Source organism: Bacillus sp. sid0103 (genome assembly GCF_019219025.1).
The window spans coordinates 46876-60876 of the sequence record NZ_JAHUWN010000030.1; the positions used below are offsets into that span (position 1 = coordinate 46876).

Genomic DNA, 14001 nt, shown 5'->3' on the forward strand with positions numbered 1-14001 from the left:
GTAGGTCTAGAAGGTAGATATCAATCTACATTTCTAGACCTTTTTCATTGGACAAGAACGATCGAGTGTATCAACCACATCAAAAGAAATGGGAGAGGTTTTTATGAAAAACAAAATCTTAAGGAAATACGCTCCATTAGCAGCTATTGTTGTACTATTCTTATCGTTGCTTGCATTTCGTAATTCTACTTTACTAGTAGAATCAAAAGTAGAAGGGGCTGCGAGACCGATTCTCATTCAAGGTCCAATGCCGATTGAAGCAGAAAATTTTGCACAAAAATTAGAAAAAGTTAAAGTGGAAAAGTCAGGAACTTTTGTGTTTTACAAAGGTAAGTTAAATAATTATCCTGTTATTGTCGTTAAAACAGGTAAGGGAATGGAAAATACAGCTGCTGCTACAGCAGTAGCGATTGAAAAATATAACCCGATCGCCATTATTAACCAAGGAACATCAGGCGGACATGACCCAAATTTGAACGTGTTTGATATTGTTTTAGGAAAGAGAACGACAAACATTGGTTCATTAAAAACAGGAAATATGGAAGAAAACCATGGGATGGACCCAACTAATTGGAAACCAATGGACTTAATGGCTTCTGAAGGAAGTGGATCAGATCCGAACGCTGAAAAAGTCCGTTACTACGAAGGTGATGAAGATCTGCTTGCAGCTGCGAATGCCGTAAAAGATCAATACACCAAGGGTAAGGTAGTTGAAGGTACAATCGGTTCAGCCGACGTTTGGAATAATGAAGTGGATCGCATTAAATGGTTCCATACGAATTATGGTACATCGGTAGAGGAAATGGAAGGTGCCGCCGCAGCACAAATTGCCCAAGCATATGACGTTGCATTCTTGGGAATTCGTATCCTATCTAATAACAAAACAAATGGCGGAAAGTACGACCCAAATACAGCATCAGCAAATCAAGAGTATGTATATGAAGTCGTTAAAAAATATATTGCGAACATTCAAAGCAAATAAGTAGTAAAGAAGTGCCGGTATTTCGGTAAAGTTACCAAAGAGCTGTTTACACAGCTCTTTTTTTAATCGGACTAGAGTTATTGCAAATATGGGATGTTTTTCGGAAAATAACACCGTTATTCAACAATACTTTACATCGCGATCACCACTTTTCCCTGTGCGTGTCCTTCTTGAAAATATCGGAATGCTTCGGGTACTTCGCTTAACTTATAACTCCGATCAATGACAGGTTTGACTTTGCCAGCTTCAAGTAGTTCTTTCATATAAATCAAATCATCGCGATTCGGTCTTTGTAAAAAGGTACCCATTTTCCTTTTTCCAGTCATTGAAATCCAAGGCCCGAGGACCATGGCTTGGAACATTTGTGAACCTGAACCCCCAACATGCACAAAAATTCCATCAGGACTTAATATCCGCTTATAAGCTGAGAGTGGTTTATGTCCGTTAACTCCTAGAATGAGGTCATAACGCTGTGGTTTTTGGGTAAAATCTTCCTTGGTATAGTCAATCGTATGGTCTGCTCCAAGCGATTGCAAAATGTCTACATTTCTTGTACTGCACACACCCGTTACCTCAGCTCCGAATGATTTTGCGATCTGGACTGCGAAAGTACCGACACCACCCGACGCACCATTAATTAATACCTTTTGGCCTGACTGAATCTTACCTTTATCCCGTAGACCCTGTAAGGCTGTCACACCCGCCATAGGGACCGAAGCGGCTTCTTCATAGGACAGATTAGCTGGTTTTAATGCTAGTGCACGTTCCGGAACCGATACATATTCAGCAAAGCCTCCCCAGCCAAAACCTGATAGATCACCAAACACCTCGTCACCTGGTTGGAACAGCTGTACACCTTTGCCAACCGCCTCAACTTGACCTGCTATGTCACCTCCAGGTACGCTGTATTTTGGTTTAAAGAGTCCGAAGGCAAAACGGGCTAAGAACGGTTCTCCTTTTAAAAGGACCAAGTTACCAAAATTTACGGAAGCGGCCTGTATTTTTACCAGTACCTGATTGTCCCCAGGGATTGGTTTTTCTACCTCTATTAATTCAAGCACATCAGGGGGACCATATTTGTTAGAAACGATTGCTTTCATTAGAACCTCCTCAATTCCTTTAATGTGTTCCATATAACTTATTGCCTTCAAAGTAAAGGATATTCCAGTTTAAAGATATTCAAGACTGTATTTGTAAAAAGTTGTAACTCTGAATCGAACCTAGGAGTTTATAAGTATTCCTATTTTTAAATTTGAACAGTATAATCAGGAATGGGAGTTGAGATAAATGAATAAACAAGATATCGCTAATATCCGTAAGCAATTTAAATTAGACAATTACTACCTGCAAATTCAAGAAATCTTCAATGTGTATGTAAAAAAAGAATCCGGTGAGATTTATCATGAAGTCAGTCAACCATTTCAAATGCTAGAACAAGAAACACAAGAATTATTTTTGACTAACTTTAAGAAAGTTTTGACAGGTTCTCTTGATGCCAAGCTATTTGAGCTGAAATTCAGTCGGGATGTAGAAGACAGCACACAAACCATCCTCTACGAAGGATTACAAGTGAATTCCGAAGATTGGAAAGAAAACATGCTCCAAATCGTGGAGAAAATGTTTGCTGATATTGCCTATGAATTTGATACGATGGTGACGTTTATCCGGGGAGAATATCGAAAACCAACCAAGAAACGGGATGAGGAAAGCGAAGAGGGCGGGGATGATGAAGTCTTTTCCAACCAGTTTATCCTTTGCAGTCTTAATAAAACGGATCAGCCGAAAAAAGCCTTGCTGTTTGATTATATCGAGAAAGAATTCAAACCAAATACCGTTTTTGATCCCATTATCAATTTAGCATCTCCATTGTCAGGTTTTCTGTTCCCTGCTTTTAATGACAATGGTGCAGATGTGAACCATATTCTATATTGTGCGGGAAAACCGAATCAACCAGATGGAAGATTTATTGAAGAGGTTCTTAATTGTGAAGTGATCATGACAGCACAGGAAAATAAGGACAGTTTCGAACTCATTTTAAAAGAAGTGATAGGAAACGAAGTGGATTCCAAGGTTATTTCCAATATGTATGAGGAAATCGATAAAATGGTGCAAGAGAATGAAGAAAATGAGGAAAGTGAAGCCCCTATGTTGGATTCTCGAGACATTGAACGGATCTTAACGGTAAGCGGCGTTGAAAATGTAGAGACGGCCAAAGTGGAACATGCCTTTAAGAGTGTCTTAGATGATGAAAACCATGAATTCAAAGCTAGTAGTTTACTTCCTAAATCCATAAAAATTAATACAAAGGTGGCAGATGTCTCGATCAGCCCAAAAGACCTGAAAAATGTAAAATATATTATGTATCAAGGAAAACGGTGCCTATTATTAGAGATTGATGAAGATGTGGTTATCGAAGGATTCCGACTAGAATCGGAAACACTCTAATGTTTTTTAGGGACAGGCTTTATAATTCACTACAAGATATATGAATAAATTTTAGTTGGTTTTCTACCAAGGGTAGAGACCAGCTTTTTTTGATAGTACTTATTTCATTTTTAAAACAGGTATATGAAAATAGAGAATAAGAAAAATTGTACATGAAAAACAGAGAAGCCAAGCAAATAATGGTGTTTTTTGATGAATGATGAGAGCAATAAAGATGAAAATCCAAACCACATATGACCACCAAAAGTTCCATCCATGGTGATAAGACAAGAGGTTCAAAAATAAAAAAATGGTCTCTATCACCGTAAATAAACTACTCCAAGCATATATCCAAGCGAAAATCAAAAGTATCATGGTAAGCATTAAAGGAAAATACATCGTAAGTTGGTGTATCATTTTGTTCATCCTTCCAATCCGCTGACATGTAACATTTAAATTATGCCCATTCATAAACTGTTGAATTAAAAAAAGAGTGGTAATAAACAAATGATGTTCAATTGTTTATTACCACTCTTTTTTATGTTTCACACTATCTGACTCTGGTAAAAATACTGAACCATTGTTATCAGCAGATATCATACTTATACAAAAATTTTCAATATCATCATGATTAAACCAGCTATTATTGCCGATATCGGGAGTGTAATGACCCATGTTGTAACAATTCTTATGGCCACTCCCCAATTTACCCCCCGAAACCGTTTTGAAGAACCAACACCTAATATGGAAGATGAGGATACATGGGTTGTCGATACTGGTAATCCTAGCATGGTGGCACCTTGTAATACGATAAATGAGGATAGATCTGCTGCAAATCCATTGATCGGTTTTACCTTAAATATTTTTTTAGCAACTGTTTTAATAATCCGCATTCCACCAATCATGGTTCCTAAACCAATGGTACCGGCACAAAGTACTTGTACCCAAAATGGAACATCTAACGTGGATTGAAAACCGCCGGCAACCAAGGCAAAAACAATGATTCCCATTGTTTTTTGACCATCATTTCCACCATGTGAAAAGGCGGCTAAACCAGAGGCTACGATTTGGAACCCTCGAAAACCTCGAGTCGCACGGTAAGGATTTACGTTTTTAAAGATAATCGCTAGTAGTTTCATGAGGATAAATCCTACTGCAAACGCTAAAAAAGGAGAAATGATGAGAGCTTTAATAATATCGGTGAATCCTTCCCAGTTTATAGAATGTAGACCAGATCCAAAAATAACTGCACCAGCCACTGAACCGATTAAGGTGTGGGATGAAGAAGAGGGAATCCCATAATACCAAGTAAATAGGTTCCAAAAAATTGCGGCAATAAGAGCTGCGATGACGATTAGCAATCCATTTTCAATTTGAAAAGGATCGGCAATTTTTCCGCCAATCGATTTCGCAACCGCTTGTGAAGTTAATGCCCCGACAAAGTTTAATCCTCCTGCATAGATAACCGCAAATCGTGGTGATAAAGCTTTTGTTGACACGGACATGGCAATTGCGTTGGCGGTATCATGAAAACCATTTATGAATTCGAAGATCAATGCAAGAATAAGGATGATAACGATAATCGTCATGGGTACTTCCAAAAATGTATTGACTTGAAATAATCATAAACATAAATATGATTACGCATTCTTCATAATAATCGTTTCTAATGTATTGGCCACAACCTGACAGAAGTCCGCAATGTTTTCAAGCTCTTCATAGATTTCTTTATATTGAATAATACGAATTGGGTCTTTTTCATTTGCAAACAGATTAGTAATCGATTCACGTAAAATTCCATCACATTTTGATTCCAAATCTTTAATTTTGATGGCATGCTCCCGCATGTTAAGTAATTTCTTTGTGGCTAGCATTTCAACCGCTATTTCAATTTCGGCTGCACAACTGCGGATGGCTTCAACAAACTTAAGCATAAAATCATCAGCATTGATAATGGAGTACATTTCAAAGAGTGCAGCAGTATGCTCTAAGCCATCTAAAACATCATCCATACTCATTGTCAGTGTTAAAATATCCTCACGTTCTATATAGGTGATGAAAGCATTATGTAAATCTTTAGTTACTTCGTGAACCAAATCATCGCCTTTGTTTTCATATTCCTTCATTTTTTCAGAAAAAATTTTCAAATCGCTAACATTTTTTAGTTTATAGTCAGCAAAATAATTTGCACTTTCTTTTAAATTCGTAGCAATATTCCCTAAATAAACGGCAAACTTGTCTTTTTTTCTTGTAGCCATGGTTTTCCCTCCACTTTTTCAAAAGAAATTAAATTTCCGCGTAGTATTCTTACAAACTTACTATTTCCATTTCGGATTATTCGATTCATGAATGGTTTAAAATAGGGCATTTACGAAATAGGAGTGAATAAGAAGGGAAACCTTTATATACACTCGTTCGCCATTAAATCGGGTAACGGATGACAAAAAAATATCCTAGGGATTATTCCGCAGGATAGGAAGTATTTATTGTTTTTATTAATCAACTGTGACCGCTGGAAAGGTTAGGATGAATGTAGTTCCTTTCCCAGGTTCGCTTTCAATTTTCACTTTTCCTTTCATCGAATGAACTAACTGATACGAGATGGTCAAGCCTACACCTGTCCCTTTGTCCTTTGTCGAGTAAAATGGTGTACCGACCTTGCTGACCTGTTCCTTTGTCATTCCAATCCCTGTATCAATCACTTCAATGATAATTTCATCATGATTATGTAAATAGGCATTTACGGTCAAAAGGCCATTGTCTTCAATTGCTTCAATACCATTTTTGATGATATTTACCAAAATCTGTTTCAATTCATCCCGATTTCCATTCATATATAACGAATCTTGGATGGAGGATTCAATTCGGATATTCTTAATAGTAGAGTATGAAGTGATGAGTCCGATAACATTCTTTACTTCATTCGAGAGGTTAATTGCGCTGACCCCCTCTGTATTAGGTTTAGCTAAAGATAAGTAATCATTAATAATGGATTGGGCATGGTTTAATTCTCTAAGTGAAATGTCAATATAGTCCTTATGATTATTATCTAAATGAGTGTCACTACGCATTAGCTGCAAAAAGCCATTAACGGTCGTCATAGGGTTTCGTACCTCATGCGCAACGGAAGCTGCTAGTTGACTAATAACATTCAATTTTTCAGCCCTTTGCAGTTCCTTTTGGATCTTAACATGCTGATCCACATAATCGATGATAAATACCACCATCAGCAAACTAATCCAGGAAATAATATAAAATGAAATCGTGAAAGCTATTTGTTCTGTCTGATCGTACTTAAACAGATAAATTAGTTTGATTACAACGGATGCAAGATAGATAATGCTGACTACTACCGTCTTATTTTTCATCAAGAAGGATTGACACTTCAGCTTGAAAAATAACAAAAGAGAAGTAATAAGTATAATATTCACTAAATTGAGGTAAATCCCATCGCCGCCAAGATAAAACCTGTATAGAAACAGAACGGTTACCAAGATGAAACTAGGAATGACACCTGCATAAACAAACGAAATGATAACAGGTATGACTCTAAAGTCATAGTAATATCCCTTTTCTAATTCAATAGGAAACGACATCGTCAGCAATAACATAATTAGCAGCAACATAGACAATTTGGCATACGGTTTTCTTCGCGTGTAATCGCTCTCATTAAAGAACAATTGGTAAACCAGGATGGGGAAAAGGACGATTAAAACCTGATCAAAGACGTGTGGTAACTCAATCATAATGCATCACATGACAATGATAAATAAGGTTTTGAATTTTCAGATATGAAAAAGGACAGTTGTTCGAGAGTACCATTAAGGGTCTCTTTCTTCATTGTGGTTATTGAACCATAAAATACCATATCTATTTTATCTCTCCCTATTAAAAATAAAAGCAATTTCTATTATATGAAACTCTTTAAAAAATGAAAATACTTTTCTTTTATTTCACTACCTAAGTTGAAATGATTAAATGAAGAATTTGTTTCATGCAGGAGATTAACGTTTTTCATAGAATTTTACTTATGAAAATGTTGGAAATGGATGGGATTTTGTGAATAAGATAATAAACTATTATAGCGAGTTTGATGAGTGGGGTAGACTGGATCGAGAACCAATTGAATTCCAAGTTAATTGGCATTATATAAAAAAATATCTGCCTAAAACAGGATATGTGCTTGATAATGGTGCAGGACCTGGAAAATATGCAATGGAACTTGCAAAAGAAGGCTATAAGGTTACCTTGACAGATTTTACACCAAGATTAGTAAAGATTGCTGAAAATATAGCTATAGAACTTCATTTAGAAGGAAAATTTGAAGGTTTTTATACAGCTGATGCAAGAAATCTTAATATGTTTAAGGATGAGCAGTTTGATTCATCTTTAATGCTTGGGCCGATGTATCATTTACAGGAGGAACATGAGCGAATTCAAGCGGTTAAAGAATTAAATCGAGTGACAAAAAGGAATGGCCTCGTTTTTGTTGCTTTTATGCCGAGAATAAGACATATTCTTACTTCACTCTTATATCCAGAGAATTGGAGACCCCACGATAACATGGATACCATTATAGAATTTTCTCACACAGGCTGCTTTAATCACGCAGATGAGGGACGTTTCACAGGTGCGTATTATTTTACTATTGAAGACATCAATCCTTTTATGGAAGCACACGGATTTGAAACATTGGAATTAATAGGTTCAAATGTAGGGGCGTATTTGACCCATGATAGTTGGAAGTATTGGAGAGACAAAGGGGAACATGAAGTAGAAAAAATTATTGCATTAATCAAAGAAAGGGCGGCAGACCCATATATTCTTGGAATTTCCTCGCACTTGTTATATATCGGGAGGAAAAAATAAACTTTGGCAAAAGTAGGGATCTTTTGAATAAAACTATTTGGAGCGGATTCACTGATGCGCACTCCCGGCGTATTGTTGATAAAAATCCCTGAATTAGAAAGGCTTCCCATCGCATGCCAGTCGGGGGTTAAAAAAGAGAGTCAACGGTAACGAATAGAGTCTCATCGTGCCCACCCGGGTTAAAAAAGAGAGTCAACGGTAACGAATAGAGTCTCATCGTGCCCATCCGGGTTAAAAAAGAGAGTCAATGGTAACGAATAGAGTCTAATCGTGCCCATCCGGGTTAAAAAAGAGAGTCAACGGTAACGAATAGAGTCTAATCGTGCCCATCCGGGTTAAAAAAGAGAGTCAACGGTAACGAATAGAGTCTAATCGTGCCCACCCGGGTTAAAAAAGAGAGTCAATGGTAACGAATAGAGTCTAATCGTGCCCACCCGGTAAAAAAAGAGAGTCAACGGTAACGAATAGAGTCTAATCGTGCCCATCCGGATTAAAAAAGAGAGTCAACGGTAACGAATAAAGTCTAATCGTGCCCATCCGGGTTAAAAAAAGAGTAAACGGTAACGAATAGAGTCTAATCGTGCCCATCCGGGTTAAAAAAGAGAGTCAATGGTAACGAATAATGAATGGCTACAATATTCTTCACTCCAACCAGATGATACCACTATCATGTATTCAAATTGATGATCCATCCAATAAATGGTTTTTATTTAAATCATCGATTGCAGAGAAAAATTGATCAGCATCCACTAATTGATTCGTCGGTCGAGTTTTAGTTCGGACATAGATACAACAAAATATGTTTTTGTGGATTACGTTATAGAATAGTAATTTAAGAGCTGAACTCCAGCTCTTTTTTCATTTTTTTAGATTTAATTATTTCATCAAGGCAGATACTATCTTTAATTGTTTTCCGAGAATTATCTAGTCAAATGTGGATTATAGGTATATAATCATTTTAGTATTTGTACCTATAAATTTTATAGATGGTTATAAATTTAATAAATTGGCATAAAAATGGAGGGTTTAAAATGAAGTTTCCACATGATTTTTTATTTGGAGCGGCATCTGCTTCCTATCAAATAGAAGGGGCTTGGAATGAAGATGGGAAAGGGCTAACGAATTGGGATGTTTTTTCAAAGATTCCGGGAAAAACGTATGAAGGGACGAACGGTGATGTAGCGATTGACCATTATCATCGTTACAAAGAAGATATTAAACTTATGGCAGAGATGGGGCTTGAATCGTACCGGTTTTCGATTTCATGGGCTCGGATTTTGCCGACGGGAGACGGGGAAGTCAATGAAAAAGGCCTAGAATTTTATAATCATATTATTAATGAATGTTTAAAGTATGGTATTGTTCCATTTGTTACTTTGTATCATTGGGATTTGCCTCTTACGCTTGAGGAAGACGGAGGCTGGACGAATAAGCGAACAGCTGACGCCTTCGTCAAGTATGCAGAAATTTGTTTTCGGGCATTCGGGGACAGAGTGAAACATTGGATCACCTTCAATGAAACCGTGATGTTTTGCGGATTAGGCTATTTAAAAGGAGCACATCCGCCAGGCATCCAAAACGATGAGAATAAATACTTTCAAGCAACACATTACGTTTTTTATGCTCATGCGAAAGCCGTTGAAGTCTACAAGGAATTGAAACAGTACGGCGAAATAGGGATTACTCATGTGTTCTTACCCGCATACAGTGTAGATGATCAGCCTGAGAATGTATCATCTGCTCGGCATGCGAATGAGTATGAAACTTTTTGGTATTATGACCCCATTTTAAAAGGAGAATATCCATCCTATGTGGTTGAGCAGTTAAAGGAGAAAGGGTGGACCCCTAATTGGACAGAAGAAGAGCTTGATACGTTGAGAAGAAATGCGTCCAAAAACGATTTTATCGGACTTAATTATTACCAGCCCATTCGAGTAGAGAAAAATCATGAAACTGGTTCTACTAAGGAACATTCACGGGAAACCTCTACGTTAGCTCCAGGCAACCCATCGTTTGATGGCTTTTATCGGACGGTCAAAATGGAAGATAAAACCTATACAAAATGGGGCTGGGAAATCTCGCCGCAAGGATTCTTAGACGGGCTGCATATGTTAAAGGAGCGTTATGGTGATATAAAAATGTATGTAACAGAAAACGGCCTCGGTGATGAAGATCCGATTATTGAAGGTGAAATCGTCGATGTTCCACGCATTAAATATATTGAGGAACATTTAAAAGTAGTAAAGCGCGCCATTCAAGAAGGGATCCATTTAAAAGGATATTATGCATGGTCTGTGATTGATTTATTAAGCTGGCTGAATGGGTATAAAAAGCAATACGGCTTTATTTATGTGGATCATCAGGATCACTTAAACCGAAAGAAAAAGCTGTCGTTTCATTGGTACAAGCATATTATTGAGACGAGGGGAGAAGAGTTGTAAGGTATTTGTGGAAGGGTTTTGTAGAAGGGGAGTGTCCAAAAAGGCCTTGCATTCGGACAATATAGGGTTCCGTTTTTGGGTGCTTTTCTTCCATTTTTAAAATTGTATAAGCCGAAAATATACAAGTTTTTATTCACCACTTGTACATTTTCGGCTTATTTTCATTCAATAAATATACTGTCATAACCAGCATTTTTAATTGCTACATAATAAATATTAAGCTGTTTGCTTTTGGTTTCTTCTTGCTCGATGTTCCTTTTTATTTGATTTTGATTTTGATTTTGCTCTTGATTTAGTCACTCTAAATAATAGTACCAATCCACCACTCAACATTAAAGCCCATACAAGTGCAAATTTATTACCACTTAAATATATTCCTAAAATAGGTATCAACAGAAGGACGATGCTTTTCAAGTAATAATTTACTTTAGGATAAATGACCATCAAAACTGATATCATAACAAGCAACGAAGTTTTGATATTATTCCCCATAAGGGAGTGATTAGTGTAATTTACGTAAAAGTAATACCCAAACGATCCTAAAATTGCTAATAACGAAAGATAAAATCTCATAAACGAACTTTTATAAAACAGAATCCAAACGGCAACAAAATTAATACCTGCACATATTCCTAGTACAAATAATGTATGATAAAACGTAAAATTACCAATAGGATCTTTCATAAAATTCCAAATGAAATTGAAGTTGTAACAAACAGCTGCTACTACAAATATTTTAAAGACTAATTTTAACGAGAACATTTTTCCTTTCTTTTTCTTAGTTGACGTTCTGGATCTGGAAGGCGAAAATACTTCCGCTTCGCTCTCTTCATCTACTTTTTTCTTTTTCCTTCCCATAATCCATTGTTTATATCCTCTTTCTTCCGGTTCCCTTTCTGCTTTTTGTCTAGTAGCGTTTTCTCTTTCTTTATATTCTTCATCATCAACTTTTTCTACTTGTTGGTCTGAATTTGAATAAAAATCCAATGCCTATTCACCTCAAAAATATTTTTTAATTATTATAACTTATTTAGACTCAGGTAGTAATTTTTAAGCTCCTTTTTTAATAGAACCTTACCTTAAGTGTACCACTATTAATTTAGTTTATCAGGTACGGATTGTGACTCCTTAAATTTACTAAATGCCGTCGCCTTTTTCTTATTCAAAAGCAGAATGTTGTACTTAAACTATAGGGTGCTTTACTTTAAAATCCAGCTTGCCATTGATGCAGCTTTTCTTATTGAGCTACGGGATAGTTTTGTCCCGATAACAAAAACTAACAGAATGAAAACGATAATATATAAAGGAGATTACATATGCTGAAAAAGATACTGAAAATCCTTCAAGTACTCCTAATTGTATTTATCGGCGCATGTTATGTTTTGCTTGTTTGGGGTAAAATTGACAGAACAGCAGCCGAAAAAAGGATGGTATTTGACCAGCAGCCCATCCAATACCCGATTCGTCAAAGTAATATTACTATGTATACGGACGGGAAACAGTTAAACAATCAAATATTCTCAGATATAAAGAAAGCAAAATATTACGTGCATATCAACTTTTTCTCTATTGCCGATGATAAAGTAAGTCATCAGTTTCTAGATTTATTGAGGCAAAAAAGCCAGGAGGGTGTAGAAGTATATTATGCAGTGGACAGACTTGGTGGAATTTTACTAAAGCCTAAGGAAAGAGAATTATTGGTTAAAGCAGGAGTGCATTTTACGTATTACAATAACCCTGCTTTTCCTTATCTTTTTGCTTCTTTGGATCGTCGGAATCATCGCCGTATTTCAATTATTGATGGAAGGGTTGGGTACATTGGCGGATTTAACATCGGCAAGAAGTATTTAGGAGAAAAAGTAAAACTCGGTCACTGGAGAGATTATCACCTTCAAATACGAGGAGAAGGAGTTCAAGATCTAGAACATCAATTTGTGTTAGACTGGAAGAAAAACACAGAGCAACAGATTCCTATACACAGCGCGACAAAGGAAAGGGGAGCAACCTCGCATCGATTTACTGCATATTATAGCGGAGAAAAACTTGGGCAAGATTATGCAATGCTGTTTAAACAAGCAAAAGAATCCATCATTATAGTAACACCTTATTTTATACCAAAAGACAGAACTATTTGGAACGCATTAGTGGAAGCAAGAAAAAGAGGAGTTCGTGTCAAAATTCTCTTCTCACCTCATTCGGATGCACTGTTAGTTAAAGAAGCAGCGTATCCATATATTCGAAAAGCATTAGAACAGGGAATAGAAGTATACGGTTATAAAAAGGGAGTGATACACGGTAAAGTATTCTTGATTGATAAAAACGTATTGATGGTAGGAACCGTAAATTTTGATTCGCGCTCGTTTCATTTAAATGAAGAAATGAACTGTTATATCCATGATCCTGTCTATATTTCTAAAATAAAGCCAGTCATCAATGAAGACTTCCAAAATTCAAAGCGAGTAACATCCTCTGACGTCAATCAATTATCTATTAAAGAAAAAATGAAAGAAAAGTTGGCAAAAATGATTGAGTATTATTTGTAAAAACTAAGTATTTTTTATAGCTTGTACAACTAACGGTGAAGGTAAGTTCGATAAGAAAAGGATATTTATGGTAATTTACAAACCCAAAAGATTGGAAACCTCAAGATTTTCTCACATAGGGATATCGAAAAACGAACGTTTTAGGGTTTCTATGTAGCGTTTTGATCTTCCGTTCCTCAGATAAATAGCTTATATCCAAGAGCTTAACCGAAAACAAATTACCAAAACAATACTTCAACGATGTTATTCGTTATTAAGATATAAAATTCGCGTTTTGTCCGCCGGTATAACCATACAGTATAAAACCTTAAGGGAGAGATTTATATGTCATTAAAAGTAGGAGATATCATTACATTTGAACGGACTTTACAGTAAGGGATGTTGAATTATTTACAGAGATTTCAGGTGATGAAGGGATTCATCATATAACCCCAGATGAACAGGGAAGACTTGTAGTTCAAGGGTTATTAACGGCAACTCTACCAACAAAAGTAGGTGGAGATGCAAACGTGTTGGCTCGTACTATGAATTTTGAGTTTTTAAGACCAGTGTTTACGGGGGATACAATCATTTGTGAAGTTAAAATTGAAAAATACCAAAGTCAAGAAAATAATAGAACATCTATTATTGCATCCTTTTTATGTAAAAATCAGAATGAAAAAGAAGTATTAAAAGGGGATTTTTCAGGTGTAATACTTTAATTTCTTTATACTTTCTTTACCTAGGTGCCTAGTAAAATAGC

Annotated in this window: 10 protein-coding genes and 1 pseudogene; 6 read left to right on the forward strand and 5 right to left on the reverse strand. The window is 36.3% G+C overall.

Annotated features, from left to right (window positions below):
* The first annotated feature begins 103 nt into the window (after positions 1–103).
* A complete protein-coding gene (locus KW850_RS26090; protein WP_218350673.1) occupies positions 104–982 on the forward strand; it encodes a 5'-methylthioadenosine/S-adenosylhomocysteine nucleosidase in 879 nt (292 codons plus the stop codon).
* Between the two features lie 131 nt (positions 983–1113).
* Here the strand turns inward: KW850_RS26090 and KW850_RS26095 are convergent, their stop codons facing one another.
* Complete coding sequence (locus KW850_RS26095) at positions 1114–2082, reverse strand: NAD(P)-dependent alcohol dehydrogenase (protein WP_218350674.1); 969 nt, start codon at positions 2080–2082, stop codon at positions 1114–1116.
* Between the two features lie 187 nt (positions 2083–2269).
* Here KW850_RS26095 and KW850_RS26100 point away from each other — a divergent pair, with 187 nt between their 5' ends.
* Entirely contained in the window at positions 2270–3427 is a 1158-nt protein-coding gene (locus tag KW850_RS26100) for a DUF4317 domain-containing protein (protein WP_218350675.1), read from the forward strand.
* 581 nt (positions 3428–4008) lie between these two features.
* Here KW850_RS26100 and KW850_RS26105 read toward each other — a convergent pair.
* From KW850_RS26105 to KW850_RS26115, 3 genes are all read right to left on the reverse strand, one after another.
* A complete protein-coding gene (locus KW850_RS26105) occupies positions 4009–4995 on the reverse strand; it encodes an inorganic phosphate transporter (protein ID WP_218350676.1) in 987 nt (328 codons plus the stop codon).
* A gap of 51 nt (positions 4996–5046) precedes the next feature.
* Positions 5047–5664, reverse strand: coding sequence for a DUF47 domain-containing protein (locus tag KW850_RS26110; RefSeq protein ID WP_218350677.1), 618 nt, complete (start codon positions 5662–5664; stop codon positions 5047–5049).
* A 237-nt stretch (positions 5665–5901) separates the two neighbouring features.
* Positions 5902–7152 (reverse strand): ATP-binding protein, encoded by a 1251-nt coding sequence (locus KW850_RS26115; RefSeq protein WP_256358460.1) that lies wholly within the window; start codon positions 7150–7152, stop codon positions 5902–5904.
* A gap of 313 nt (positions 7153–7465) precedes the next feature.
* Between KW850_RS26115 and KW850_RS26120 the strand changes: the two genes are divergently transcribed.
* Together KW850_RS26120 and KW850_RS26125 are read left to right on the forward strand one after the other, a co-directional pair.
* Positions 7466–8275 carry a class I SAM-dependent methyltransferase gene (locus tag KW850_RS26120; RefSeq protein ID WP_218350678.1) on the forward strand — a complete coding sequence of 270 codons (810 nt, stop codon included), beginning with the start codon at positions 7466–7468 and terminating at the stop codon, positions 8273–8275.
* Between the two features lie 1031 nt (positions 8276–9306).
* Positions 9307–10716: a GH1 family beta-glucosidase gene (locus KW850_RS26125; RefSeq protein ID WP_218350679.1), complete on the forward strand. Its 1410-nt coding sequence runs from the start codon at positions 9307–9309 to the stop codon at positions 10714–10716.
* 216 nt (positions 10717–10932) lie between these two features.
* On the opposite strand, the gene KW850_RS26130 is transcribed toward KW850_RS26125, so the two are convergent.
* Positions 10933–11703 carry a hypothetical protein gene (locus KW850_RS26130; RefSeq protein WP_218350680.1) on the reverse strand — a complete coding sequence of 257 codons (771 nt, stop codon included), beginning with the start codon at positions 11701–11703 and terminating at the stop codon, positions 10933–10935.
* Positions 11704–12032: 329 nt separating this feature from the next.
* Here KW850_RS26130 and KW850_RS26135 point away from each other — a divergent pair, with 329 nt between their 5' ends.
* Entirely contained in the window at positions 12033–13259 is a 1227-nt protein-coding gene (locus KW850_RS26135) for a phospholipase D-like domain-containing protein (RefSeq protein ID WP_218350681.1), read from the forward strand.
* A gap of 324 nt (positions 13260–13583) precedes the next feature.
* Positions 13584–13960: pseudogene (locus KW850_RS26140) on the forward strand (hotdog domain-containing protein).
* Positions 13961–14001: the final 41 nt, after the last annotated feature.

Bases quoted from the DNA above. Each gene is read 5' to 3' on its own strand.
- KW850_RS26090 (WP_218350673.1), top strand. From the start codon at position 104: ATGAAAAACAAAATCTTAAGGAAATACGCTCCATTAGCAGCTATTGTT.
- KW850_RS26095 (WP_218350674.1), bottom strand. From the start codon at position 2,082: ATGAAAGCAATCGTTTCTAACAAATATGGTCCCCCTGATGTGCTTGAA.
- KW850_RS26100 (WP_218350675.1), top strand. From the start codon at position 2,270: ATGAATAAACAAGATATCGCTAATATCCGTAAGCAATTTAAATTAGAC.
- KW850_RS26105 (WP_218350676.1), bottom strand. From the start codon at position 4,995: ATGACGATTATCGTTATCATCCTTATTCTTGCATTGATCTTCGAATTC.
- KW850_RS26110 (WP_218350677.1), bottom strand. From the start codon at position 5,664: ATGGCTACAAGAAAAAAAGACAAGTTTGCCGTTTATTTAGGGAATATT.
- KW850_RS26115 (WP_256358460.1), bottom strand. From the start codon at position 7,152: ATGATTGAGTTACCACACGTCTTTGATCAGGTTTTAATCGTCCTTTTC.
- KW850_RS26125 (WP_218350679.1), top strand. From the start codon at position 9,307: ATGAAGTTTCCACATGATTTTTTATTTGGAGCGGCATCTGCTTCCTAT.
- KW850_RS26135 (WP_218350681.1), top strand. From the start codon at position 12,033: ATGCTGAAAAAGATACTGAAAATCCTTCAAGTACTCCTAATTGTATTT.